24 protein-coding genes are annotated in these 24498 nt (G+C 54.7%); 19 read left to right on the forward strand and 5 right to left on the reverse strand.

From position 1 onward, the window contains the following. Positions 1–332 precede the first annotated feature (332 nt). Together ACTCIA_RS07395 and ACTCIA_RS07400 are read right to left on the reverse strand one after the other, a co-directional pair. Entirely contained in the window at positions 333–1355 is a 1023-nt protein-coding gene (locus ACTCIA_RS07395) for a LysM peptidoglycan-binding domain-containing protein (RefSeq protein WP_463001166.1), read from the reverse strand. A 173-nt stretch (positions 1356–1528) separates the two neighbouring features. After that, a complete protein-coding gene (locus tag ACTCIA_RS07400; protein ID WP_463001167.1) occupies positions 1529–3088 on the reverse strand; it encodes an FGGY-family carbohydrate kinase in 1560 nt (519 codons plus the stop codon). 353 nt (positions 3089–3441) lie between these two features. Here ACTCIA_RS07400 and aroF point away from each other — a divergent pair, with 353 nt between their 5' ends. Beyond that, the gene (gene aroF, locus ACTCIA_RS07405) at positions 3442–4452 is read left to right on the forward strand and encodes a 3-deoxy-7-phosphoheptulonate synthase (RefSeq protein ID WP_463001168.1); all 1011 of its coding nucleotides are present in this window, start codon (positions 3442–3444) and stop codon (positions 4450–4452) included. A gap of 31 nt (positions 4453–4483) precedes the next feature. Beyond that, entirely contained in the window at positions 4484–5509 is a 1026-nt protein-coding gene (gene aroB, locus ACTCIA_RS07410; RefSeq protein ID WP_463001169.1) for a 3-dehydroquinate synthase, read from the forward strand. A 7-nt stretch (positions 5510–5516) separates the two neighbouring features. Here the strand turns inward: aroB and ACTCIA_RS07415 are convergent, their stop codons facing one another. Further along, a complete protein-coding gene (locus ACTCIA_RS07415; protein ID WP_463001170.1) occupies positions 5517–5798 on the reverse strand; it encodes a transcriptional regulator in 282 nt (93 codons plus the stop codon). A gap of 190 nt (positions 5799–5988) precedes the next feature. On the opposite strand from ACTCIA_RS07415, the gene ACTCIA_RS07420 reads away from it, so the two are divergent. From ACTCIA_RS07420 to ACTCIA_RS07495, 16 genes are all read left to right on the forward strand, one after another. Next, positions 5989–6603, forward strand: coding sequence for a PDZ domain-containing protein (locus ACTCIA_RS07420; RefSeq protein WP_463001171.1), 615 nt, complete (start codon positions 5989–5991; stop codon positions 6601–6603). Positions 6604–6632: 29 nt separating this feature from the next. Then, positions 6633–7580 (forward strand): patatin-like phospholipase family protein, encoded by a 948-nt coding sequence (locus ACTCIA_RS07425; RefSeq protein ID WP_463001172.1) that lies wholly within the window; start codon positions 6633–6635, stop codon positions 7578–7580. A 31-nt stretch (positions 7581–7611) separates the two neighbouring features. After that, the gene (locus ACTCIA_RS07430; protein ID WP_463001173.1) at positions 7612–8859 is read left to right on the forward strand and encodes a tetratricopeptide repeat protein; all 1248 of its coding nucleotides are present in this window, start codon (positions 7612–7614) and stop codon (positions 8857–8859) included. After that, on the forward strand, positions 8856–9563 hold the full coding sequence (locus tag ACTCIA_RS07435; RefSeq protein WP_463001174.1) for a hypothetical protein: 708 nt from the start codon (positions 8856–8858) through the stop codon (positions 9561–9563). The genes ACTCIA_RS07430 and ACTCIA_RS07435 overlap by 4 nt, the downstream gene beginning before the upstream one ends. Positions 9564–9664: 101 nt before the next feature. Beyond that, on the forward strand, positions 9665–10702 hold the full coding sequence (argC, locus tag ACTCIA_RS07440; RefSeq protein WP_463001175.1) for an N-acetyl-gamma-glutamyl-phosphate reductase: 1038 nt from the start codon (positions 9665–9667) through the stop codon (positions 10700–10702). A gap of 62 nt (positions 10703–10764) precedes the next feature. Continuing rightward, entirely contained in the window at positions 10765–11673 is a 909-nt protein-coding gene (gene folD, locus ACTCIA_RS07445) for a bifunctional methylenetetrahydrofolate dehydrogenase/methenyltetrahydrofolate cyclohydrolase FolD (protein WP_463001176.1), read from the forward strand. A 231-nt stretch (positions 11674–11904) separates the two neighbouring features. Next, positions 11905–14442 carry a preprotein translocase subunit SecA gene (gene secA, locus ACTCIA_RS07450; protein WP_463001177.1) on the forward strand — a complete coding sequence of 846 codons (2538 nt, stop codon included), beginning with the start codon at positions 11905–11907 and terminating at the stop codon, positions 14440–14442. Positions 14443–14665: 223 nt separating this feature from the next. Further along, entirely contained in the window at positions 14666–14980 is a 315-nt protein-coding gene (clpS, locus tag ACTCIA_RS07455; protein ID WP_181550496.1) for an ATP-dependent Clp protease adapter ClpS, read from the forward strand. A 3-nt stretch (positions 14981–14983) separates the two neighbouring features. Beyond that, a complete protein-coding gene (clpA, locus tag ACTCIA_RS07460) occupies positions 14984–17224 on the forward strand; it encodes an ATP-dependent Clp protease ATP-binding subunit ClpA (protein WP_463001178.1) in 2241 nt (746 codons plus the stop codon). 6 nt (positions 17225–17230) lie between these two features. Continuing rightward, the gene (gene aat, locus ACTCIA_RS07465) at positions 17231–17950 is read left to right on the forward strand and encodes a leucyl/phenylalanyl-tRNA--protein transferase (RefSeq protein WP_463001179.1); all 720 of its coding nucleotides are present in this window, start codon (positions 17231–17233) and stop codon (positions 17948–17950) included. 62 nt (positions 17951–18012) lie between these two features. Beyond that, positions 18013–18579 (forward strand): GAF domain-containing protein, encoded by a 567-nt coding sequence (locus ACTCIA_RS07470; RefSeq protein WP_463001180.1) that lies wholly within the window; start codon positions 18013–18015, stop codon positions 18577–18579. Beyond that, a complete protein-coding gene (locus ACTCIA_RS07475) occupies positions 18579–19127 on the forward strand; it encodes an adenine nucleotide alpha hydrolase family protein (RefSeq protein WP_463001181.1) in 549 nt (182 codons plus the stop codon). Before ACTCIA_RS07470 ends, ACTCIA_RS07475 begins: the two co-directional genes overlap by 1 nt. 63 nt (positions 19128–19190) lie before the next feature. Continuing rightward, positions 19191–19523 (forward strand): histidine triad nucleotide-binding protein, encoded by a 333-nt coding sequence (locus tag ACTCIA_RS07480; protein ID WP_463001182.1) that lies wholly within the window; start codon positions 19191–19193, stop codon positions 19521–19523. Continuing rightward, positions 19524–20822: a 3-isopropylmalate dehydratase large subunit gene (locus ACTCIA_RS07485; protein ID WP_463001183.1), complete on the forward strand. Its 1299-nt coding sequence runs from the start codon at positions 19524–19526 to the stop codon at positions 20820–20822. A gap of 25 nt (positions 20823–20847) precedes the next feature. Then, positions 20848–21384 carry a 3-isopropylmalate dehydratase small subunit gene (locus ACTCIA_RS07490; protein ID WP_463001184.1) on the forward strand — a complete coding sequence of 179 codons (537 nt, stop codon included), beginning with the start codon at positions 20848–20850 and terminating at the stop codon, positions 21382–21384. Continuing rightward, positions 21381–21644 carry a phosphoribosyl-ATP diphosphatase gene (locus ACTCIA_RS07495; protein ID WP_463001185.1) on the forward strand — a complete coding sequence of 88 codons (264 nt, stop codon included), beginning with the start codon at positions 21381–21383 and terminating at the stop codon, positions 21642–21644. The genes ACTCIA_RS07490 and ACTCIA_RS07495 overlap by 4 nt, the downstream gene beginning before the upstream one ends. Before the next feature lie 468 nt (positions 21645–22112). Here the strand turns inward: ACTCIA_RS07495 and ACTCIA_RS07500 are convergent, their stop codons facing one another. Both ACTCIA_RS07500 and ACTCIA_RS07505 read right to left on the reverse strand, forming a co-directional pair. Next, complete coding sequence (locus tag ACTCIA_RS07500; RefSeq protein ID WP_463001186.1) at positions 22113–22523, reverse strand: Hsp20/alpha crystallin family protein; 411 nt, start codon at positions 22521–22523, stop codon at positions 22113–22115. 37 nt (positions 22524–22560) lie between these two features. After that, a complete protein-coding gene (locus tag ACTCIA_RS07505; RefSeq protein WP_463001187.1) occupies positions 22561–23016 on the reverse strand; it encodes an Hsp20/alpha crystallin family protein in 456 nt (151 codons plus the stop codon). A gap of 315 nt (positions 23017–23331) precedes the next feature. Here ACTCIA_RS07505 and ACTCIA_RS07510 point away from each other — a divergent pair, with 315 nt between their 5' ends. Next, positions 23332–24480, forward strand: coding sequence for an acyl-CoA dehydrogenase family protein (locus ACTCIA_RS07510; protein ID WP_463001188.1), 1149 nt, complete (start codon positions 23332–23334; stop codon positions 24478–24480). The last annotated feature ends 18 nt before the right edge of the window (positions 24481–24498 follow it).

Genomic DNA, 24498 nt, shown 5'->3' on the forward strand with positions numbered 1-24498 from the left:
GCGTTACGCGCGATTTCTCAGAATTTCACGTACGGATAAGTACGCTGCATTCTTCGAAATCGCGCAAGCCTTGATCTTGAACTTTTTACGGCGCCATCTAAAAATCGGCTTTTTACGAGCGGGTCAAGTCTTACTTGTTATATTTTTCCTATCGGACAGGCCGGACTGTTCTTTAGGTCTCGTCTGAAAAATTTTACAATAACCTGGATCGGCGGGCAATTCAGCGCTTTTGCGGAAACGGTTTTCAGCAGGCGGGCTTTTAAAAATCCCGGCAGGACGGAACTCCTTCCGTCCTGCCGGGAAAAAAAAGAAAGCCGGCGCCGGATATGTGTTTATTTAAAAGCCTGCAGCGGCATGCCGGCCTTAAGATCTTCCTTTGAGTCCGTGACCAGTACTGTTGCCGTGTTGTCTTCGGTGTGGAGCACCAGCAGGGTGCCGATCTCCTCGCTGGTCAGATATTTCGGGGAATCCGGCCCCCAGTCCGGGTCAGTGGTGACCTCGAAAAGAACCGTGTACTGCTGGCCGACTTCAATGCCGGCGTCCCGGCCCTTGTTGATAAAGGCAATGGTGTCTTGACCAATGAAATTCCAGTCCTCTTCTGACTTCATGAGGCTGGCATTCAGATTTTCAATGCCGGGTTTGAGCCGGATGTCTGCCTGTCGATCCATCATGGGCATGATTTTGTCGTTTTTTTGAATGTCGTGAAATGCCTCCACGATTCTGCCTGCGGCAAAGTCCGATTGGGAATCCGTGATTTCTATGACGCCGGTGAGCAGGTACTGATCTCCGATGTATTGATCAGTGGAAGGATCGTCAACAGCGCCTTTCATGCGGTAAATCAGGTATTTTTCCCCATTGACGATGTTCCCGCCGGGCTCCGGGCGAATGTAGACCTTATCCCCGGTGCTTAACAGGTTATAATTATGGCGTTCAAGTGCGAGCGTCCCCAGGGTTTCAACAGGTTGCTTGCGGATAAATCCCACTGTCCGGATCGGGGTATAAGTAAAATACTGCTCGATTTCTTCCCGGGTGGGTTCGGTTTCCAGCCTTTTTTTATCTCCAAAGCTTTTTTTGTATATCCGGATTTTCTGGCCCGGGTAGATCCAGTGCGGATTGGGAATCTGTGGGTTGTAGTGCCATAAATCCGGCCATTGCCAGGGAGAGTCTGAAAACTCTTCAGACAGATCCCACAGGGTGTCACCCTTTTGGACTGTGTAGTAAAAACCGGTTTCTGTTTCAATGATGTGCTCTTCAATACCGGCGTTTGCTGATGCAAAGAAAAACATCACGAGCGCCGCGCACAGACCGGCGGTTACAAGTTTCCGGGTTCGCCTGGATTTGGATTGCGTTCTCATGCCCTGCCCCTTGTGGTGGTTAACGGGTTTTTCCGGAAGTGGTTTTCCAACCACTTCCAACAATGTAAAAGAAAAAAGGTTGGAAACGGGCTTTTTTTTATGAGAAATTCTCATAAATGCCTGTTTATGCTTAAAGGATTTTTTTTTTAATGTCAAGTGCCGGATCAAACCGCTTATTGCGGGTACCCGGTAATTTCCCGGATTTCTTCGTACAATGGTTTGAGCCGGGCATACATTTTTTGATAGATGCGCCTGTATAATGCGTCATAAAGCCTCTGGTTTTCGGCAATGGGCTCAAATTTGTTTCCGATGCGGGTCATGGCTTCAATTGCAGCGGGATAGTCCGGGTGCAGATTCAATCCCACGGCCGTGTTGATGGCCGCTCCCAGCCCGGAGGTTTCATAAATATGCGGCCTGGATGCCGGCAGGTTGAAAACATCTGCGGTGACCTGCATGGCATTGCGGCTCTGGGAGCCGCCCCCGGAAACCAGCAGCTGCCGGATGGGCGTTTTGGTCCGTTTTTCAATGCGCTCCTTTCCTTCGCGCAGGGCATAGGCCAGGCCTTCCAGGATGGCCCGGTACACGTGGCCGCGGGAATGGATGTCGCCGAAACCGATGATGCTGCCCTTGGCCTCGGGGCCGGGCATTTTAATGCCCGGAGTCCAGTAGGGCTGGAGCATCAGTCCCATGCATCCGGGTGCAATGTCGTCAATCAGGCGGTCGAACAGCGCTTCTGCGTCCACGCCCAGGTTTTGTGCCTTTTGCTTTTCTTTGTGCCCGAATTCGTTTTTAAACCAGCTGACCATCCAATAGCCGCGGAAAATCTGCACTTCAAGGGAATGATGGCCCGGAATGGCAGACGGGTAGGGCGGGATCAGGGATATGGGCTCTACATAGCGATTATGGGTGACATTGATGGTGGCCGTGGTGCCGTAGCTGATGCATCCGGTTTGTGCATCCATGCTGCCCGAGCCAATAACCTCGCAGGCCTTGTCCGCGGCCGCGGCAATAACCGGCAGGCCCTCGGGAATTCCTGTATGCCGGGCGGCTGTGGCGCTAATCAATCCAAGACGGCCGCCCGGCGGGATCAGCCGGGGCAGCATGTCCGGGTCAACGGGCAGGGCCCGCCATTTCCAGTCCGAATTTCCGGCCCAGGCAAGGCGCTTGTAGTCAAACGGCAGATATGCCACCTGACAGCCCACGGAATCGGAAAATTCCCCGGTGAGCCGGTAGGTGAGATACCCGGACAAAAGCAGATACTTGTGGGTCTTTTCCCAGATTTCCGGCTGATGGGCTTGCAGCCAGTTGGCCTCGGCTTCCTGCTGAAAATAGGCCACGGTACTGGATAGGCCTGCAACCTTGAAAAGCAGGCCCCAGAGTCCGCCCACGGGCGGGGGGTTCATTGCTCTGCGCTGATCCAGCCACAGGATTGCAGGCCGCAGGGGGCGGCCGTTTTTATCCACGTTGATTACGGTCCCCCGCTGGGTGGTGAGCGAGACACCGGCGAGGCGCTTTCGCTCGATTTTTTTTTCACTCCACAATCGCTGGCAGGCCCGGCCGAGCAGTTCCCAGTACATTTCCGGGTCCTGTTCGGCCCAGCCCGGTTTTTCGGAAAAATAGGGGGTGAACGGGATTTTGACAATGGCCTGCATCCGGCCGGAGAGGTCAAATGCCATGGCCTTTAAGCTCTGGGTGCCGTTGTCAATGGTGAGCAAAAGATCCTTGGTGGTCATGGCCGCCTCCGCGGGGGGATCCCGATCATGTGGTATTTTTCCTTGACGCGGATCCGGTTTTTGCCTATAGCATAAAAAACTGCGGAGTTTTACCGACCGGCTGACCGGTCTGTTCTGAAATTCGACAATAGCTTATCATGGACATATCCGACAATCATAATTTCGTTTGGTCCTTTTTTTGGCGCTGGTGGTCCAAGGCCGAGCAGACGGGGTATGCCCTTCGGCCGGTGCCGCTGTAAAGCCGCCGGCAAAAGTTGACACACAGACAAACCGTGGGGCCCCGTCGGGCTTCACGGTTTTTTTGTTTTGCGGAAAAAATTTTTTATCAGTGATCTGAGACAGGAGGAAAAATCATGCTGATCGTCATGCGGCAGGATGCCACACAGGAGCAGATTGATGCGGTCATTGGCATTATCGAGGAAAAAGGCTGCCGGGCCCGGCCCATTCCCGGCGGAGAAAGGGTTTCCATCGGGGTTTTATACAACAAGGGCCCCCTGGATCAAGCCGGTTTTCAGGCCCTGGCCGGGGTCAAGGAGGCCATTGCCGTAACCCGTCCATACAAATTGGTCAGCCGGGAAGTAAAGCCCCATGACACAATTGTGAGGGTGGGCAATACAGAAATCGGGGGCAGCCGCCTATCCATTATCGGCGGGCCGTGCGCGGTGGAAAGCGAATCACTGGCCATGGCAACCGCCGAACACGTGAAAAAGGCCGGGGCCGACATTTTTCGGGGCGGCGCGTTTAAGCCCCGCACCTCGCCTTACGCTTTCCAGGGCCTGGGCGAAGAGGGGCTGAAAATCCTGGCAAAGGTACGTGAAACCTTTGACATGCCCGTGGTCACGGAGGTTTTGGACCTGGAACATTTTGACATGGTGGAGCAATATGCCGATATCGTCCAGATCGGAACCCGGAACATGCAGAATTTCAGCCTTTTGCGCCGGGCCGGGGAGTCAAAAAAACCGGTGATGTTAAAGCGCGGCATGTCAGCCACAGTGGATGAATGGCTCATGGCCGCAGAATATATCATGTCCGAAGGAAACGAAAATATCATTTTGTGTGAGCGAGGGGTGCGAACCTTTGTGCGTCACAGCCGAAACACCCTGGATTTTTCCGCGATCCCCGTGGTCCGGCGGGAAAGTCACCTCCCGGTGATCATTGACCCGAGCCATGCCGCCGGATACCGGGACCAGGTTCTGCCCCTGGCCAGGGCCGCGGCGGCCGTGGGTGCCCACGGGCTCATGGTGGAGGTCCATGATATGCCCGATTTTGCTCAGTGCGACGGGGGCCAGTCGCTGTACCCGGATCAGTTTGCGCTTATGTGCCGGCAGGCAAGGGCCATCTGCGATATTTTTGCTTCCTGCTGAACGCAATTTGGGTATTTGAAAAGAGGTGGTAATGAAGCGTCTTGAAATTGCCGGCCAGGCCGGGGTCTCGCAAATCCTGGTGGGGGAGCGCCTGGAAAACGCAGGCGCGTATTTGCCTGAAAATACGCGTGTGATTGTGATCACCGATGAAACCGTTAACCGGCTTTACGGTCAGAAGATGCCGGATGCAGAGCGCATTGTCATCGGTTGCGGCGAGGCGTCCAAGACCCTGGATACGGCTGCGTTTATCTACCGGCGGTTAATTGAGCTGGAAGCAGACCGCAGCGTGTTTTTGTTCGGGGTGGGAGGGGGCATTGTGTGCGACATTGCCGGTTTTGTGGCTGCCACCTATCTGCGGGGCGTGCGGTTTGCCAGTGCAGCCACCACCCTGCTGGCCCAGGTGGATGCCAGCGTGGGCGGCAAGACCGGGGTTAACCTGGACGGCTACAAAAACATGGTCGGGGTTTTTCATCAGCCCGGGTTTGTCATATGCGACCCGCACCTTTTGAAAACCCTGCCCGGCCATGAGGTGGTTTCCGGGTTTGCCGAAATTATCAAGCATGCCGCCATAGCCGATGCCGGCTATTTCAGCCGGCTGGAAACCCGGGCCGAAGAGGCCATGGCCCTGAGCCCGGATGTCATCGAGCAGATTGTTTATGACTCCGTTGTGATCAAATCCGATATTGTCAACCGGGACGAACGGGAAAAAGGCGAGCGACGGAAACTCAATTTCGGCCACACTTTGGGCCACGCCATTGAAAAAACCATTGGGTGCAGTCACGGTCAGGCCGTAAGCGCGGGCATGGTTGCTGCCGCCCGGTTGTCTGTGAAAAAAGGGCTGCTGCGCGAATCTGACATGCAGCGCCTTTCTGATTTGCTGGCAAGCTTCAGCCTTCCGGTTTCCCTGCCTGCGGATCCGGCCGCGGTTTTTGACGCCCTGGCCCGGGACAAAAAGCGTGAGGCGGATTTTATCTGGTTTGTTCTGCTTTCGGCCATTGGGGATTGTATGGTTTCACCTGTTGCCCTGACGGAGCTGCAAGCCGTGCTTGGCCTGTAACAGATTCTTATCTGACCTCAAACCTGGGGCTCTGGATGCGCTGGTTTTTGCATTCCGGACAACGGCCCGGCCGGGTGACCCGTTTGCGGCTGCCGAACACAAATCCGCAGGCCAGACAGCGGGCGGGCTGAATGTGGAGTTTTTTGCCCTGGGGAGCAACGCTTTTGCCCACATGGGGCAGGTGGGCATAGACTTCTTTTTCGCTGATGCCCAGTTCCTGGGAAAGATCTCTGGCATCACAGAGTCCCTGCTCCAGAATCGCGATGATCTGCTGTCGAATGGTTGTCATGATCCTAAGGGTAAAGGCCAAAGGGCAAAGGTGCAAGAAAGAAAATCTGACAGAAACAAAACCGTTTACCTGGATTAAGGCTTCGCGATGCGGCCGGCTGCTGAGAGTTTGCGATTTTATGCTTTTCAGGGACAGGCCGGATGTATTATGAATAAAAAAATCCATCCGAAAACACGCAATTTAGGCATAAGTGTCAACAGGGAACACAAATGAAGCCGAAGAAAATTTTCTGCCATACATGGACTCCCAAATGGCCGAATACATGGATTTGCCCCGGGATGCCGGGCTCATAATCCGGGAGGTTGAACCGGGCAGTCCGGCAGACAAGGCCGGCATCCGGCAGGGCGATGTTTTGGTTGCAGTGGACGGCAGAACCATGAAGCAGAAATCCGATTACCAGGCGGCCATGCGCGGGACCAACAAGGGGCAATCCATCAGCGTGCGGATTCTGCGAAACGGCCTGGAAAAAACGTTGACGGCCAAAGCCGGTCTGTTTCCGGAAAAACTGGCGCCCAAACTGGTGCGTCGGCTGCTGGGTGTCAGGGTGACCGAACTTTCGGAAAAAGGCCGTTTTGACCGGCCCATTACAGCAGATACGGGTGTGATTATCTCGGAAATCGATCAAAACTCCGTACTGCACAACATCGGGGCCCGGCCCGGAGATGTGATCCGGAAAATTGATGAAATCCGAATTAATGATCCGCAGTCTTTGTATAAGGCAATTGTCCGGTACCGCTGGAAATCCTCGGTGGTGCTGTTGCTGCAGCGCGGCAATCAGGGATATTATATTACCGTAAACATTTAAAAACAGCCGGAAGCCGGGACAGGGGGACCATGACGTTGATTTCCAGGCTTTTCAGTGAGTGCCGATCCATTAAAAGCCGCCTGCCGGGCTTTCCCCCCAAAAAGGTGCTGGTGCTTGAAGGCGGGGGCATGCGCGGCATTTTTCTGGTTGGCGTGCTTCAGGCTTTTTGGGAGCGGGGCTATTATCCGTGGCGCGCCATCATCGGAACTTCTGCTGGCGCCCTGATCGGGGCGGCATATGCCGCCCGGCAAATCCACCTGGCCCGGGACGCGTTTTTCTCTGAACTGCTGACCGGCCGGTTTATCCGGATGAGCAATATTTTCAGGCCGGAAAAGCACGTCTTGAATCTGGACTGGCTGGTGGATCAGTTCATTGCCGGACCTGAACCGCTTCATGTACGACGGCTGCGCAGCACGGGATGTCCCCTGTGGATTGCCGTTACCCGTTTTTATGAAGACGCACCCCCGGAACCCGTGTATCTGGAAAGCAAAATCCATGATATCCCGGAGGCATTAAAGGCCTCGTCGGCCATTCCGTTTTTGTACCGCAATTTTATCTCCTATGGCGGATACCAGTTAATGGACGGAAGTGTCTGCAATCCCCTGCCGTACAAAAAGGCCCTGGAACTGGGCTTTGCGGAAAAAGACATTCTCGTGGTGGCCACCCGGCCCCGGGGATATCGAAAGGAGCGGGAATCGTTCTGGGTTAAGATGTTGTATGAATCCTTTTACAAAAAGGATCGCTACCAGCACCTGATTGCCGCCCTGGACCGTCACTGGGGGACATACAATCAACTCCTTGATGATCTGGAAACCAGGCACCGCATTGACGTGATTTATCCGCCGTCTGATTTCCGGGTCCATCGCCTGACCCGAAGCGAGGAAAAGATCCTGGAGGGTTTTGAGCAAGGGGTCGCCGCAGCCAGAAATTTTTTATACCAACGCTGCAGTTCGGATTTTTCGGAACCTGCGGCATAAACTTTCGTTGATTGGAAAGGAAAGACAAGCAATGGGTTTGTTTCGCATATTTTCCGGAAAATCCCCGGAGGAACATGAAGAAAAAGGCGATGAATGTTATCGAAACGCCGCCTATGGGGAAGCCCGGATCGAATTTGAAAAGGCATTGAATAAAATCAAAACCCGGCATCCGGAAAAAACCCACCTGCTTGACCGGATTGCGCAAAAGCATCAAGCGGCCAGCGAGGCATTGGCGCAAAACCATGTGGAAAACGCCCGGGCCCTGGCCGAAGCCGGGGATACCAGGGAAGCTGCTGAATTCTATGAGCTGGCCATGGGCCTGACAGAAAAGGCCGCAACCCGGGAAAAGATCCGGCAGGGCTTATCCGGCCTCGTCCGCGGGGGAAAAGAAATGCACCGGCATGCTGAAGCACAATATTCCGATTCTGCGGCAGAGCCGGATTTGTCCGGCGGGCCCGGGCAATTTGACACAGACGAGGCGGATATGTTTGCTGTGCTCTGCCACGCGCTTCCCGAAGAGATTGCAGAAGAATACCGTTCCTATGGGGATGCCTTTGTCCGGGGGTATACCGCATTGAATCAGGGCGATTTTTCCAGGGCTGTCACCGAGCTTTCCGCGGCCATGGAACAAAACCCCGGCAAAAATTTGATTGTCATGGAACTGGCCACGGCCTGCCTCCATGCTGAAGACCACGACAGGGCCAGACAGTTGCTGGAAACCTGCCTGGAACAAAATCCTGCGGAAATCCAGGCCTATCAGCTGCTCTGCGAATTGTTCTGGGAAAACGGGCAGTATTCCGAAGCCTGGAAACTGCTGGCTGCGGCACCCGAAGAGATTCAGGAAACCCGTGATATGCAGATGCTGATGGGAGAAACCTTTTTTCAGGCCGGGGACCTGGAAAAAGCCCTGGGCATGTTCCAGGCCTGTGCCGACGCTCACGGCGAAGACGAGATCGTGTCCCGGGCCCTGGCCAAGACATTGGAGGCTTCCGGACACGTGACAGAAGCCCGGGATGCATATGCCCGGATCATGAACCAGTGTGTGTCCTGTCAACAGCGCATTGATCCCTTTATCAAGCGCCGGTTTGCCGAACTTTCCTTTCAAAGCGGCGAGACCTCAACCAAGCTGCTGGATTTGTTTTTTTCCCTGGTCCAGGAGGATCCGGACAACCGGGGCGGGTATTATCAGCGAATCGGCCGGTTGTATGAAAAACAGGGCGAGTCGGATCAGGCGGCCCGCTACCTTGAACTCGCCGACCGGATGAGGCAGCAGGCGTGAAGGCTTCAGGCCACTGTGCCGGAAAGACCGGTTTTGTCCGGGATCTGTTGATTGCAAATAGCATTTGCCGGAGCATTGAGTTTGACCGGCTGCTGTTTTTTGCCGGCATGCGCTTTGGCAGCCGGAAAAGCTGGTGGGGCCACGGCAGGCCCCGGCCTCAGTCCCATGAAGGGCTGGATCTTTGTTTTTTTGCAGACAGGTCCGGCCGGTATTTCCGGCTGGATGAAACCGTCTGTGTGCCGGCGGCATTTGACAGCCGGGTGGTGGCCATGATTCCCGATTTTCTCGGGACCACAGTGATCGCAGCCCATGAGATGGCCGGCCGTACCCGCAGGTGCCTTGTGTTTTATGCCCACATCACGCCGGACAAGGACCTGCATCCAGGGCAGCCTCTGGAAGCAGGCCGGTGTTTTGCCCGTATTTCCGGTGAGAACAAAAAACGCTGGCTGCCGCCGCACCTGCATTTGAGCATGGCCGCGGAGGAAGATCTGCCGCCTTTGGAAAGACTTGACTGGCCGATGTTAAACCGCCTGGACCGGGATTTGTTCATGAATCCGGAACAGATCCTGGATTCTGATTTTCAGGTGATGGACTTTATTGCCCGCACAGATCTGTATGCGGCTTTTGTTCCGGTTTCTTCCGGGGGCGGACAGCAGAGAGGGCAGGGTGCCGGAAAAACGGGCCACTGCCATGAAACGCCTTGAATTTGCCGAAAAGCTCTGCTATTTGTTCTAGATTTCAACCCATAAGTTCCGATTTCCTGGTGCAGGAAATCGTTTTTTTAAACAAACTGTAAGGAGGATCCATGATCAGAGCCGCTGTTGTCGGGGCCACCGGCTATGCCGGCGCAGAACTGGTGCGGATTCTTGCCGGGCACCCGGAAGTGGTGATAACGGCTTTAACCTCGCGGCAGTATGCGGACGTGGCCTTTGACAGCATATATCCGGCCATGGCGGGGATCATCACCCAGAAGTGTGAGACCTTTGATGCCGATTCGGTCTGCCGGCGTGCGGACGTTGTGTTTACGGCCCTTCCCCATAAACTCCCCATGGAAATCATTCCGGAAATCATTGACAAGGGCTGCCGGGTGGTGGATCTGTCCGCGGATTTCCGGTTCCGGGATCCGGCCCTGTATGAGGCTGCATACCAGACCCACGCGGCAAAACAGCTGCTTGGCCAATCTGTTTACGGGCTTTGCGAGGTTTTTGCTGACGATATTGCCGGTGCGCGACTGGTGGGCAATCCGGGCTGTTATCCAACCAGTGTGCTGCTGCCTCTGGTGCCACTGGTGCAGGCCGGCCTGATTGACAGCAGCACCATTATTGCCGACTCCAAGTCCGGGGTCAGCGGTGCGGGTCGAAATCCGTCTGTCACCAGCCTCTACAGCGAGGTCAGCCAGTCTTTCAAGGCATACAAGGTGGCTTCTCACCGGCACGAACCGGAAATGGAAGAAAAGCTTACCCAGGCGGGGCAAAAACCTGTGAACATAACCTTTGTACCTCACCTGGTGCCCATGATTCGCGGCATGGAGACAACAATTTATGCGAGCCTGGCCAGTGGCGTAAATGAGCCGGATATCCGGCAGTGTCTGGAGCAGTATTACCGGGACCGCAGGTTTGTGCGGATTACAAAGCAGGGCCGGCCGCCGGATACCCGGGACGTGCGCGGCACCAATTACTGCGATATTGGTTTTGTGGTGGATGATCAAAACCGCCGGCTGGTTCTGATGTCGGCCATTGACAATCTGGTCAAGGGAGCGGCCGGCCAGGCTGTGCAGAACATGAACCTCATGTGGGGACTTTCTGAAACCGCCGGCCTGACAGCAGCCCCGTATCCGGTGTGATTGGCCGTGATGACACAAAAATATGCCCCTAATGTGTAACCCCAAACAAAGGAGTTGGAAAAATGACGGCAAAACTGATTAAAGGAACCGAAATCCGGGAGCAGATCCTCGAGGAGATCGCAGAGGAAGTCAAACAGATCAAGGAGAAGCACAACAAGGTGCCCGGTCTGGTTACCATCCTGGTGGGCGAAAACCCCGCCTCGGTGTCTTATGTGACCTTAAAGATCAAAACCGCGGATCGTCTGGGTTACAAGGAAATTCAGGACAACCAGCCCGAAGACGTCTCCGAGGCGGACCTGCTTGCCCTGATTGACAAATACAACAAGGATAATGAAATTCACGGCATTCTGGTGCAGCTGCCCCTGCCCAAGCACATCAACGAGAAAAAGATCCTCAATGCCATTGATCCGGACAAGGATGTGGACGGGTTTCATCCGGTCAACGTGGGCCGTTTGATGATCGGCGGATCAGAGGTGAAATACGCGCCCTGCACCCCGGCCGGCATCCAGGAGATGATCGTGCGCGCCGGTGTTGAAACCAGCGGTGCCGAGGTCGTGGTGGTGGGCCGCTCCAATATCGTTGGCAAACCCATCGCCATGATGATGTGTCAGAAAGGCGAGGGCGCCAACTCCACGGTTACCATTGTGCACACCCGAACAAAGGACCTGGCCGCCCACTGCAAGCGCGCAGATATCCTGATCGTTGCCGCAGGCGTGCCCGGGCTGGTCAAGCCGGAATGGATCAAGCCGGGCGCGTGCGTCATTGACGTGGGTGTTAACCGCGTGGGCGAAAAGGTCAGCGAGAAAACCGGTAAAACCATTGCCATCCTGCGCGGGGACGTGGATTTTGATGCCGCCAAGGAAATCGCCGGTTCCATTACACCGGTGCCCGGCGGCGTGGGTCCCATGACCATTACCATGCTCATGAAAAACACCCTCAATTCTCTGAAATATCAGCTGGGACTGAAATAGTCTGTTATCCGGGTTCCAAAACCAGGGCCCGCTTCCCCTGTGAAGCGGGCCTTTTGCCTTCATACCCGACACCTTGACGGCACCACGGTCAGTAAATATATTATAGCGGACTTTAGCGCAAAACCCTGAACATTGAACATTGAACATTGAACATTGAACATTGAACGTTGAACGTTGAACGTTGAACGTTGAACCTTGAACTTTAAACCCTGAACCTTGAACAGGATTTCCATGGCAGCACTTGCCGCAGGCAATTTTTTAACCAAACTATTCGGCAGCAAAAACGAGCGGGTCTTAAAAAAGCTCTACCCGGTGGTCGATGCGGTCAACGCCCTTGAACCCAAATACGCGGCCATGAACGATGCGGATCTGGCCGGCCAGACACCCTTGCTCAAATCCCGGTACCAGCAGGGAGAGTCCCTTGAGGACCTGCTGCCCGACGCCTTTGCCGTGGTTCGCGAAGCCTCCCGGCGCACCCTGGGCATGCGCCATTTTGACATGCAGATTCTGGGCGGCATTGTCCTGCACCAGGGCAATATCGCAGAGATGAAAACCGGTGAGGGAAAAACCCTGGTGGCCACCCTGGCCATTTATCTAAACGCCCTGACCGGAAAAGGCGCCCACGTGGTCACGGTCAACGATTACCTGGCCCGGCGCGATGCCGAGTGGATGGGCAAGATTTACCGCTTTCTGGGCATGAGCGTGGGCAATATCGTCCACGGGATGAACGACCAGGAGCGCAAGGAAGGCTACGCCTGCGATATCACTTACGGCACCAACAACGAGTTCGGGTTTGATTATCTGCGCGACAACATGAAGTTTGACAAGGAATCGCTGGTGCAGCGCGAGCTTCACTTTGCCATTGTCGACGAGGTTGACAGTATCCTCATTGACGAGGCGCGCACCCCTTTGATCATTTCCGGGCCTGCGGAGAAATCCACGCATCTGTATTACCAGGTCAACGGCATTGTGCCCCACTTAAAGCCCGAAGAACACTACACTGTGGATGAGAAGGCCAAATCCGTGACCCTGACCGAGGCCGGCGTGGCCATGGCCGAGCAGCAGCTCCAGGTGGAAAACCTCTATGATCCCAAAAACATTGAACTGCTGCACCACGTCAATCAGGCATTAAAGGCCCATGCCCTGTTTACCCGTGATGTGGACTACATTATCAAGGACAACCAGGTCATCATTGTTGATGAATTCACAGGCCGGCTCATGCCGGGCAGAAGATACAGTGAAGGGCTGCACCAGGCGCTGGAGGCCAAGGAAAACGTCAAAATCGAAAACGAGAACCAGACCCTGGCCACCATCACCTTTCAGAATTTTTTCCGCATGTATGACAAGCTCTCAGGCATGACCGGCACGGCCGATACCGAAGCCGCGGAATTCAAGAAGATCTACGATCTCGACGTGGTCATCATTCCCACCAATGAGCCCATGATCCGGGAGGATTATCCGGATGCGATATACATGACCAAAAAGGAGAAATACGATGCCGCCATCGAGGAGATCATTGAGTTAAACCGTATGGGTCGTCCGGTATTGGTGGGAACGGTTTCCATCGATGTTTCGGAGTATTTAAGCGATTTGCTCAAAAAACGGGGTGTTGCCCACAATGTGCTAAACGCCAAAAACCACGAGGCCGAAGCCGAGATCATCGCCAATGCCGGCCAAAAGGGAGTGGTGACCATCTCCACCAACATGGCCGGCCGGGGAACCGACATCGTGCTCGGCGACGGGGTGGTGGAACTCGGAGGCCTTCATATCCTGGGTACTGAACGCCATGAGAGCCGGCGGATTGACAACCAGCTCCGGGGCCGTTCCGGGCGGCAGGGCGATCCCGGTTCTTCACGATTCTATCTCTCCCTGGAAGATGATCTGCTGCGGATTTTCGGCGGCGAGCGGATTTCCGGGATTATGAACCGCATGGGCATGAACGAGGGCGAGCCCATTGAGCACAAGATGATCTCCCGGGCTATTGAAAACGCCCAGCGCAAGGTCGAGGCTCACAATTTCGATATCCGCAAGCAGCTCCTGGATTTCGATGATGTGATGAACCAGCAGCGGGAAGTGATTTACCGCCAGCGCCAGCAGGCATTAAGCGACGACAGCCTTCGGCCGGTAATCCTGGAAATAATCGAAGAAAAGGCCGAACAGATTGCCTGGACCTATGCCGAGGAAAAAACTCCGCCCGAGCAGTGGGATTTAAAGACCTTGTCAGATGCCGTGTTCAGGCAGTTTAATTTTAAAATCGATTTGAGTCCCGGACGCCTGGAAGGACTGGACGCTGAGGCTCTTGCCCGCCGGATTGCAGATGAAGCCACAGCAGCCTATCACGAAAAGGAAAAAATGCTGCCGGAGGAAGAATTTCGCCACCTGGAACGCATTATCATGCTCCAGACCGTGGACAGCCTCTGGAAGGACCACCTGCTGTCCATGGATCATCTAAAGGAGGGCATCGGGCTGCGCAGTTACGCCCAGCAGGATCCCCTGATGGTTTACAAGCGCGAAGCCTTTGCCATGTTCCAGGAGATGATCGACCGGATTAAAGAGGAAACCCTCAAAATATTGTTCCGGATTCAGATTGCGCCCTCTGCCGAAGTCGATGACCTGGTTCAGCCCGAAGAACAGGAAATGTCATTTTCCCACGGCAGCGGCGAGGCTGCGGCCAAAAAGCCCCACAAACGCCAGGCGGCCAAGGTGGGCCGCAATGATCCCTGCCCTTGCGGCAGCGGTAAAAAGTACAAGAAGTGCTGCGGCAAATAGGCCTCTTATCCCTGTTTCCTTTCATTCTGCCCTGTTGGTGATCCTTTCTGCAGGCCGCATTTGATGAATTTGGGGTTGAATTTTGGATGCCAATGATTTTATAATTTTAATTACCCGGGCTGACAGTCCGGGTATCGGTGTTTATATTGAATTAAAATCCCGAAAATTTGCACGAAATTATTTTTTCAGGCAAGAGGGGTGTTTTCGGTGAAGCGGAGGAAATATGCAGGAAAACAGGCCGGGAACCGAAGAAAAAGTAATTTCAAAGACCCGGAAATCACTTCAGGAGCCGCCCATGTACCGGGTGCTGCTCCACAATGATGATTATACCACCATGGATTTTGTGGTGGAGCTGTTGATGAACGTATTTCAGAAATCTTTCGAGGAAGCCACCCGTATCATGCTGCGGATTCACAGATCCGGAGCCGGGGTGTGCGGCGTATATACTTATGAAGTGGCGGAAACAAAGATTGAAACGGTCCATCAACTGGCTACTGAAAGAGGGTTTCCGCTGAAAAGCTCTATGGAAAAGGTGTAGCCTATGATCAGCAAGGGACTGAGTATCGTGTTGAGCCAGGCCGTTAAAGAGGCCCGGAAAAGACGGCATGAGTATGTGTGCGTGGAACACATGCTCCATGCAATACTTCAAGACAGCGTTGGCAGCGAGATTATCGAATCCTGCGGCGGCAATGTGGAAACCATCCAGCAGGAGCTGGAGCGGTTTTTTGACGAAAAATTGGAAAAAGTACCCAATGACCATGAATATATCCTCCAGCAGACCATCCGCTTTCAGCGGGTGATCCAGCGGGCGGTCAACCACGCCCGGTCCGCGGAGAAGGAATCGGTGTATGTGGGCGATATTCTGGCCTCCATCCTGGAGGAGCGAAAATCCCATGCGGCTTATTTCATGGCCGCCCAGGGCATTACCCGGCTGGACGTGTTAAACGTGATTTCCCACGGCACATCCAATGAAATGTTTAAGGAAAGTTCGGATACCGGCATTACCACGGGCAAAAAGCAGAAGAAAAAGGAAGCCGATCCCCTGGAAGTTTATGCCGTGGATCTTGTGGAACAGGCCTTGTGCGGCCGGCTCGATCCATTGATCGGCCGGCAGGTGGAAACGGAGCGCACCGTGCAGGTGCTGTGCCGCAGGCGGAAAAACAATCCCGTGTTTGTGGGTGAGCCCGGGGTGGGCAAAACCGCCATGGCCGAGGGTCTGGCCCAGCGCATTGCCGAAGGACAGATTCCGGATCTGCTCGAGGGCGCACGCATTTATGCCCTGGATCTGGGGGCGCTGCTGGCAGGCACCAAGTACCGGGGCGATTTTGAGCAGCGGCTCAAATCCGTGATCAATGAACTGCAAAAGCGGGAAAACGCCATTTTGTTCATTGACGAGATCCACACCATTGTGGGGGCCGGGGCCACCAGCAGCGGGTCCATGGATGCCTCCAATATCTTGAAGCCCGCACTGGCAAGCGGGGAGATGCGCTGCATTGGTTCGACCACTTATGAGGAGTTCAAGAACTTCTTTGAAAAGGACAGGGCTTTTTCCCGCCGGTTTGAAAAAATCGAGATTTCCGAGCCCTCTGTCGATGATACTGTCAAAATTTTAAAAGGGCTGAAATCCTACTATGAGCAACATCACTGCATCGGATACACGGATGCTGCTTTAAAGGCTGCAGCCGAGCTGTCGGCCAAGTACATCAATGACCGTTATCTGCCGGACAAGGCCATTGATGTCATGGATGAGGCCGGGGTGCTGCTGCGGCTCACCGGTTCGGGCAGAAGAAAGCGGGTTCAGCCCACGGATATGGAAAAGGTGGTGGCCAAGATTTCCCGCGTGCCGGCCAATCGGGTCACCTCCACGGACAAGACCAATCTGGCCAGTCTGGAAACCCGGCTTGAAGAAAAGATTTTCGGCCAGCACAGCGCCATTGACTCCCTGGTGACGGCCATCAAGCGGTCCCGGGCCGGCCTGGGCGCACCTGAACGGCCCATTGGTTCGTTTTTGTTCACCGGTCCCACGGGTGTGGGCAAAACCGAGGTGGCCCGGCAAATGGCGGCCAACCTGGGGGTGAAGTTTCTGCGCTTTGATATGAGCGAGTACATGGAAAAACATGCCGTGGCACGGCTCATCGGAGCACCTCCGGGCTATATCGGCTTTGAACAGGGCGGGCTGCTCACAGAGCAGATCCGGAAAAATCCCTATGCCGTCCTGCTGCTCGATGAAATCGAAAAAGCCCACATTGACATGTACAACATCCTGCTCCAGGTCATGGATCACGCTGCGTTGACAGACAACAACGGCAAAGTGGCTGATTTCCGGAACGTGATTCTGATCATGACTTCCAATGCCGGTGCCAGGGAAATGGCGGCCAACACCATCGGATTTGCCGGCCGGCAGCCCGAGGATTTCGGCCGAAAGGGCAAAAAGGCCATTGAGAACTTTTTCAGTCCGGAGTTCCGCAACCGGCTCGATGACACCATTAATTTCCAGCCCCTGACCCAGGAGATCATGGAACAGGTGGTGGACAAATTCATGGATGAGCTGGCCCCGCAGCTTGCAGCGAAAAAGGTCTCTGTGCGGCTTTCGGCCAATGCCCGCAAATGGCTGGCCCAAAAGGGCCATGATCCGCATTTTGGCGCCCGGCCCCTGGACCGGCTGATCCAGAAGGAAATCAAGGACGTGCTCACCGACGAGATCCTTTTCGGCCGGCTCACAAAGGGCGGCGAGGTCTTTATAAAGGTCAAAGATGACCGGCTGATGTTTTCTTTCAGATAGAAGACCATGCCAATCTTTCGCCTTTCCGAGAAAGTGTCGTTTCCGCCGCCGCATTTTGCGGCGGCAAACGGCCTGCTGGCCATTGGCGGCGACCTGAGCCGGGAAAGGCTGCTGCTGGCTTATGAAAACGGCATTTTTCCGTGGTATTCGCCATATGACCCGATTCTGTGGTGGTGTCCGGACCCGCGTCTGGTTTTGTATCCCGGGCAGGTGCATGTACCCGACCGCCTGCGCCGGACCATCAAAAGCGGCTGTTTCCGGGTCACAAGCGATACCGTTTTTGACCGGGTGATTCGGCAGTGCGCCCGGGTTCGCCTGGAAAACAACGAGGAGACCTGGCTGGTCGATGACATGATCGAGGCCTACTGTCGGCTTCACGAAGACGGATACGCCCACAGCGTGGAAACCTGGCAAAACGACCAACTGGTTGGCGGGCTTTACGGAGTGTGTCTCGGCGGCTGCTTTTTCGGCGAATCCATGTTCACCCGGGCCAGGGACGCCTCCAAGGTGGCCCTGGTGGCCCTTTGCCGGCACATGGAGAAAAATCAATTTGACATGATCGACTGTCAGGTGGCAACAGCCCACTTGGTATGGATGGGGGCCCGGGAAGTGCCCAGGAAGGTGTTTTTGCGGCAGCTGCGAACTTCCCTGAAAAAACCGACCCAAAGGGACAAGTGGGTGGTCCCGCTTCCGGATTTTTCCGGCTGTGGAAACCGGGGGTACTGAGACCCCAGGGGCCTCCGGATGTGTCAAAAACGGACCCTTGATGGCCATTAAAGGAGGTTTGCATGAATCACGGGCCTGAACGCAAGTTTTACCTGAAACATTTCAAGTCCATCAGCCTGGCCATTGCCACTTACGAGGATTTCACCCAGCTGGTCAACCACCTTGCTGAAGGCTTGTGCCGGACTTTTGGGGTAAAAGGTGCCAGTATCATGATTCTCGACGAAATTGAGCAGGAGCTGTTCCGGGTCAGCAGTCACGGCATCAGCGAGGCTTACGTGGAGAAAGGCCCGGTTTTTGCGGATCCGAAAAAATGCGCCTTTTACACCGGCAAGGTGGAGGTGGTGGAGGATTTTCAGAGTGATGAACGGGTGCAGTACCCCGAGGCGGCAGCCAGAGAAGGCATTGTTTCCATGATGTCGATTCCCATCAAGTACCACAATATCAATACCGGTCTTATCCGGATCTGCCACAGTGACCGGCTCTGCATGCATGATGAGGATGTGGATTCGCTGAAAGTCATGGCCTGCCAGCTCGGAGTGGTCATTGAGGCCAACGGGCTGAGAAATTTTGTGGAACAGATCAAAATGGCCATTGACAATCTGCCGCCCAGAATCCGCGGGAGTTCCTGATGGCGGTGTTGACGCCGGACTTCGGGGATTTTTCCCGTATTGACTGCGGCGACGAAATCGTCCTTGGGCAACGGAGATACCGGATTACCGGATTTGAACGGGAGCGGCGCTTTGGCATCGAAGACCCCAAATTCTGGGTCAAGCGGGCCTTGGATGTGGAAACCGGGGAAAGAAAACTTTTAAAATTTGCCTTTTTTGAAAGCTTTTACACATCCCTGGCCGGCGTGAAAATCCGCTGTTTCCGGAACCCGGAAAAGGAAAGCCGGATTCTCGAACTTGTGGAGGGCCATCCATTTTTCATGCAGGGCTCATCGTTTTGGGATGAAAAGGGCTTTGATCCTGAAAAAATCCGCGTTGAGCTGGTACAAGAGCCCTATCCGACGATTACCGAAGGAATCATTGATTATTATAACCAGGGGGATTTTGATATGCTGATGATCGGCAGAAAAAAAATGTCCAAACAGGAAGAGTTCGTTCTTGGCGATATCAGCATCAAACTGATCCGGGCCCTGGGCAAAACCGCGGTGCTGGTGGTGAAAACCGGCTGATGCATGTCCACTGCCCATCCCCGGGTATCGCAAAATCCGATAATTGTGTCGCAGGGAGGCGTTATGGCGTCTGATTGCCTGTTTTGCAAGATTGCAAACAAAGAAATGGATACGGAATTGTTGATGGAAACCGACGATCTGGTGGTGTTCAAGGATATCAATCCGCTTGCGCCGGTGCATCTGCTGCTTGTGCCAAAACGGCATATCCGCAGTATCAATGATTTGGAAGATACGGACAGCCCGATTCTTTCAAAGCTGATTTTCGCCGCAAAGGAAATGGCCGTCAAAACCGGTGTGAGCACCACCGGCTACAGGCTGTTTTTCAATGTGGAAAAGGGCGGGGGACAGGAGATTTTTCATCTGCACATGCACATGATCGGGGGGTGGGAATCTTAGATGCCGGAAAATACAGGTAAAACAGCAGCAGAAAAGATATTTGACGCCCACCGGGTCGACAACCCGGCCGGGGATATGGTTGTGCTGGGTTTGGATGCGGTGTTCTGCCATGAAATCACCACGCCGGTGGCCATCAACGATCTGATTGCCAGGGGAAAGGACCGGGTTTTTGACCCCTCGCGCATCATGGCGGTCATTGATCATGTGACCCCGGCCAAGGACTCCAAAACCGCCATGCAGGGAAAGATCATGCGGGATTGGGCCCGGCGCCATGATCTCGAGCATTTTTTCGATATCGGCAGAAACGGTGTCTGCCACGCCCTGTTTCCGGAAAAAGGATTTGTCCGGCCGGGTTATACCATCATCATGGGCGATTCCCACACCTGCACCCATGGCGCATTCGGCGCCTTTGCCGCCGGCGTGGGCACCACCGACCTGGAAGTGGGAATTTTAAACGGAGTCTGCGCGTTTCGCTATCCCCGCTCCATTAAAATTGAAATCACCGGTGAGCTGGCAGACGGTGTATTTGCCAAGGATGTGATTCTGCATATTATCGGTCAAATCGGAGTCAACGGAGCCACTGACTGTGTCATCGAGTTTGCCGGTCCGGTGGTGGCGGCCATGAGCATGGAGGCGCGCATGACCCTGTGCAACATGGCCGTTGAAGCCGGGGCCACCTGCGGCATCTGCTATCCGGACATGACCACCGTGGAATACCTCTGGCCTTTTATCCGCACAGAGTATGACTCCCGGCAAGCCGCGCTGGAAGATTATCGCAGGTGGCAGCCGGATCAAGACGCTGTTTACCAGCAGGTGCTGCAATTTGATGTCACGGATCTGCCTCCGCAGATCACCTACGGCTATAAGCCGGACAAAGTGTGCCCGGTTTCGGAAATGCAGGGAACTGCCGTGGATCAAATCTATATCGGTTCGTGCACCAACGGCCGAATAGAGGATCTGCGGGTGGCCGCCCGGGTGCTTTCGGGACAGCGGATCAGCGATTCGGTCCGGGGAATTGTCTCCCCGGCCACCCCGGAAATCTATCAAAAGGCTCTGGATGAAGGCATTATCAAAACCTTCATGGATGCCGGCTTCTGCGTGGCCAACCCCACCTGCGGGGCCTGCCTGGGCATGAGCTGCGGGGTGATCGCAGAAGGGGAGGTCTGCGCCTCCACCACCAACCGCAATTTCTACGGCCGCATGGGAAAAGGCGGCATGGTGCATTTGATGAGCCCGGCCACTGCCGCGGCCACTGCCCTTGCCGGCCATATTGCCAATTCGAACCTTTACAGACAATAAAACATCACCAGCGAGGCCAAGTCATATGCATACGTTCGGGGGCAAGACCCTGTTTCTGGACCGGTCGGATATCAATACAGACGAAATCATTCCTGCCAAGTATTTAACCGAAATCTCCAAGAAGGCGCTGCAGCCCTACCTGCTCGAGGATCTGAACCTGGAAGGCTTTGATCCGGCAAAAGACATTGCCGGCTGCCGGGTGATCGTGACCCGGGCCAACTTCGGGTGCGGCTCCTCGCGGGAGCATGCTCCTTGGGCTTTGGAGGTCAACGGCATTCACATGGTGATTGCCCGAAGCTATGCCCGGATTTTCCGGCAGAATATGTTTAATTGCGGCATGCTGGCCATTGATCTGCCCGAAGAAACCATTGACCGGCTTTTTAACGAGTTTGCCGGCCCGGACACGGAAATTTATGCAGACCTGGAGACAGGCGAGCTGACTGTGGAAAAACAGGGCCGGCAGACAAGGATTGCTTTTACCGTGTCCGAGTTTGACCGGGCACTGGTGGCTACCGGCGGATGGGTGGAGTATGCGGATGCCAGATACGGGACCGGATCATGAAAAGCTTTGAAGATTTGTTTTGGCAATTGGAGCAAAAAAAGAAAACCGCGGATCCGGATTCGGGCACCGTGGCCCGCCTGGCCCGGGGCCCCCATGAGATCGGCAAAAAACTGGTGGAGGAAGCCGGCGAGGTCTGGATGGCGGCCCGGTACGAAAGCCGGGAGCAGACCGCAGCGGAAATCGCCCAGCTGCTCTATCACACTCAGGTCATGATGCTGGCCTGTGACTTAAGCCTTGAGGATATTTACCAGCACCTTTGAAGCCTTCCTTTAATGCCTGGTTCTATAATTTTCGCATGATGCCGGCCCGGTGGCGATTTGCTCCCTGCTGACCGCTTGCGCGCTCAATGCGACTCGCAAACCACCCCCGGGCCGGCATCATGGCCGACGGTGTGCAAAGTTTTACGCCAAGGGAGTCAGAAGGAACACATTCAAGTCTTAAAAAGCGATGTTTTCATGCCCGGTCCCGTGGGCTGGCCCGGCAAGAACCCTTCCAAGGAAGGCCGGGGGCGGGGTCGGTTTATGAAGCGACATTGAGCGTTTCCGGGATAAATTCAGCCAACGCCGGAGCGAGTAAAATTTCAAATTGCCCAGGACTGGATGGAAAAAACCCGGAAACGGTCAGGAGCGAAAAAACTGACCCCGGCCCCAGGGCTTCCTTCCCAAAAAAACAGGCGGTCCGGAGATCCGGTGCCGCCTGTTTTTGCCTGGATGCAAAGATACTGTATTTCAGTTGGTTTTGATTTCGATTTTTCTGGGTTTTGCCGCTTCGGCCTTTGGCAGTACCAAGTGGAGCACCCCGTCTTTTAGCTCGGCGTCGATTTTTTCCTGGTCCACCAGCTCCGGCAGGGTGAACTGCCGGTAATATTGCCCGATTTCGTATTCCACCAGGATGTCGGTTTCGTCCTGGCTTTCAAACGGTTTGATCTCGCCGGTCAGTGTCAGGGTGTTTTCCCGCACATCAATATTGACGTCATTGGGTGCCACACCCGGCATGTCCGCCATGAGTGTGATGCCGTCTTCATTTTCAAAAATATCGACTGCCGGGATAAACACAGGCCCCGGCCGGGTCTGCTCGGCGCCTGCGACTTCCTGTTTTCCCTTTACCTGCATGTCCCTGCTCTGTGCTTCGTTTGCCATATCGCATCCTCCTTTTGCAAAAGATCGGATGATTGTTTTATGCCTTGATCTGAATCTGCTTGGGTCTGGCTTTTTCAGATTTGGCAATGGTCAATGTCAGAACGCCGTTGGTGAGCCGGGCATCGATTTTATCCCGGTCAATCTCGCCGGGAAGGGTCAATGCCCTGGAAAACCGGCCGGCTTCACGTTCCCTTCGGTGATACCGGGCATTTGGATCGGGCTCGATGGTGCGCTGCCCGGAAATGGTGATGTTTCTGTCGGTGGCCTGGATATCGAGATCCTCACCTTTCACTCCGGGCAATTCCGCGCGCAGGATATAGTTCTCCTTTGTCTCTGTGAGGTTGACCAGGGGAAATACACCGGCTCTTGGAATGCGGTAGCCGGCATCGGCCTGGCCGATGACCTGATCGAGATATCTGCGCACCCTGTCCATTTCCTCGAAGGGATTTCTCCCGGCAAAATCCGGAAAATCAAGAAAGCGTCTGGTGATCATGGCAATTCCCTCCTTTTTTTGCTCAAACGGGTTTTGTGGACAATAAGCTTCCGTTATTGCTGGTACAGTTGTTTATTCATATATATCAGGATGTTGGTCTTCAGATGGAATGTAATCACAAACTTCGGGGTGTCAAGATAGCCTCGTGCATTTTTCTTTCCGGAAGGCGGGAAAATTGCTTTACAAAACTTAACGTTTACGTTACTTTTTTAAAACAGATTTTACTTTTATGATCATTGTATTGTTGCATCCGTTCCCCGGCGCCCGGGTTCCGGGCGGACGAGGCTCCCTGCCACTGACATAAGGAGGTGAATCTTGGATTTCGATCTTACCACTGAACAGGAAATGATTCGCAAGGAAATCCGCAAATTTGCCGAAAGACAGATCGGGCCGGTGGCTGCTGAACTCGATGACCAGGAAGCTTTTTCTCCGGAACTGACCCGAAAAATGGGCGATATCGGCCTGTTTGGCATGTTTGTTTCCGAAAAATTCGGCGGACAGGAGCTTGATTACATTTCCTATATTATTGCAGTGGAGGAAATCGCCCGGGTGGACGGCTCCCAGGCGGCCACGGTGGCTGCCGGAAATTCCCTGGGCATTGGTCCGATCCACTATTTCGGCACTCCCGAGCAAAAAAACAAATACCTTCCAAAGCTGTGTGCCGGCGAGGCTCTCTGGGGCTTTGGGCTCACCGAACCCACAGCCGGCTCAGATGCGGGCGGAACCCGGACCACCGCAGTCAAAGACGGCAATGAGTGGGTGATCAACGGATCCAAGATTTTTATCACAAATGCTGCCTGCGAAATGTCAATGGGGGTTACGGTCCAGGCCGTGACCGGCCGGCGCGATGACGGGCGGCCGGAATACACCTGTTTTCTCGTGGAACACGGCACACGGGGCTTTGTTGCCAAACCCATGCACAAAAAAATGATGTGGCGGGCCTCTAATACGGCGGAGCTGTATTTTGATGATGTGCGCGTACCGGCGCAAAACATCCTCGGCCGCCAGGGCGAGGGCTTTCACCAGATGTTAAACACCCTTGACGGCGGACGGCTCTCCATTGCCGCCATGGGCCTTGGCGGAGCCCAGGGGGCATATGAGACGGCCCTGAAGTATGCAAAACAGCGGGTCCAGTTCGGAAAACCCATTTCCCGATTCCAGGCCATTGGTTTTAAACTGGCGGATTCGGCCATGGAAATCGAATGTGCCAGAAATCTTTTGTACAAGGCCTGCTGGCTGCGGGACAAGAAACGGCCGTTTCAGAAGGAGGCGGCCATGGCCAAGCTCTACTGCTCCGAACTCATGGGCCGGGTGGCGGATCATGCCGTGCAGATCCACGGCGGATACGGGCTGATGAAGGAATACAACGTGGAACGATTCTACAGGGATCAGAAGCTGCTGGATATCGGCGAGGGCACTTCCGAAGTCCAGCGCCTGGTGATTTCCAGAAACATTGGTTGCTGAAGACCCCGTTGCCGGGGC

The sequence above is a fragment of the Desulfosalsimonas sp. genome, from assembly GCF_055149105.1.

Bases quoted from the DNA above. Each gene is read 5' to 3' on its own strand.
- ACTCIA_RS07490 (WP_463001184.1), top strand. From the start codon at position 20,848: ATGCATACGTTCGGGGGCAAGACCCTGTTTCTGGACCGGTCGGATATC.
- ACTCIA_RS07425 (WP_463001172.1), top strand. From the start codon at position 6,633: ATGACGTTGATTTCCAGGCTTTTCAGTGAGTGCCGATCCATTAAAAGC.
- ACTCIA_RS07480 (WP_463001182.1), top strand. From the start codon at position 19,191: ATGGCGTCTGATTGCCTGTTTTGCAAGATTGCAAACAAAGAAATGGAT.
- ACTCIA_RS07505 (WP_463001187.1), bottom strand. From the start codon at position 23,016: ATGATCACCAGACGCTTTCTTGATTTTCCGGATTTTGCCGGGAGAAAT.
- ACTCIA_RS07470 (WP_463001180.1), top strand. From the start codon at position 18,013: ATGAATCACGGGCCTGAACGCAAGTTTTACCTGAAACATTTCAAGTCC.
- ACTCIA_RS07400 (WP_463001167.1), bottom strand. From the start codon at position 3,088: ATGACCACCAAGGATCTTTTGCTCACCATTGACAACGGCACCCAGAGC.
- ACTCIA_RS07415 (WP_463001170.1), bottom strand. From the start codon at position 5,798: ATGACAACCATTCGACAGCAGATCATCGCGATTCTGGAGCAGGGACTC.
- ACTCIA_RS07495 (WP_463001185.1), top strand. From the start codon at position 21,381: ATGAAAAGCTTTGAAGATTTGTTTTGGCAATTGGAGCAAAAAAAGAAA.
- argC (WP_463001175.1), top strand. From the start codon at position 9,665: ATGATCAGAGCCGCTGTTGTCGGGGCCACCGGCTATGCCGGCGCAGAA.
- clpA (WP_463001178.1), top strand. From the start codon at position 14,984: ATGATCAGCAAGGGACTGAGTATCGTGTTGAGCCAGGCCGTTAAAGAG.
- secA (WP_463001177.1), top strand. From the start codon at position 11,905: ATGGCAGCACTTGCCGCAGGCAATTTTTTAACCAAACTATTCGGCAGC.
- aat (WP_463001179.1), top strand. From the start codon at position 17,231: ATGCCAATCTTTCGCCTTTCCGAGAAAGTGTCGTTTCCGCCGCCGCAT.
- folD (WP_463001176.1), top strand. From the start codon at position 10,765: ATGACGGCAAAACTGATTAAAGGAACCGAAATCCGGGAGCAGATCCTC.
- ACTCIA_RS07475 (WP_463001181.1), top strand. From the start codon at position 18,579: ATGGCGGTGTTGACGCCGGACTTCGGGGATTTTTCCCGTATTGACTGC.
- ACTCIA_RS07485 (WP_463001183.1), top strand. From the start codon at position 19,524: ATGCCGGAAAATACAGGTAAAACAGCAGCAGAAAAGATATTTGACGCC.
- ACTCIA_RS07500 (WP_463001186.1), bottom strand. From the start codon at position 22,523: ATGGCAAACGAAGCACAGAGCAGGGACATGCAGGTAAAGGGAAAACAG.
- ACTCIA_RS07395 (WP_463001166.1), bottom strand. From the start codon at position 1,355: ATGAGAACGCAATCCAAATCCAGGCGAACCCGGAAACTTGTAACCGCC.
- aroF (WP_463001168.1), top strand. From the start codon at position 3,442: ATGCTGATCGTCATGCGGCAGGATGCCACACAGGAGCAGATTGATGCG.
- ACTCIA_RS07430 (WP_463001173.1), top strand. From the start codon at position 7,612: ATGGGTTTGTTTCGCATATTTTCCGGAAAATCCCCGGAGGAACATGAA.
- clpS (WP_181550496.1), top strand. From the start codon at position 14,666: ATGCAGGAAAACAGGCCGGGAACCGAAGAAAAAGTAATTTCAAAGACC.
- aroB (WP_463001169.1), top strand. From the start codon at position 4,484: ATGAAGCGTCTTGAAATTGCCGGCCAGGCCGGGGTCTCGCAAATCCTG.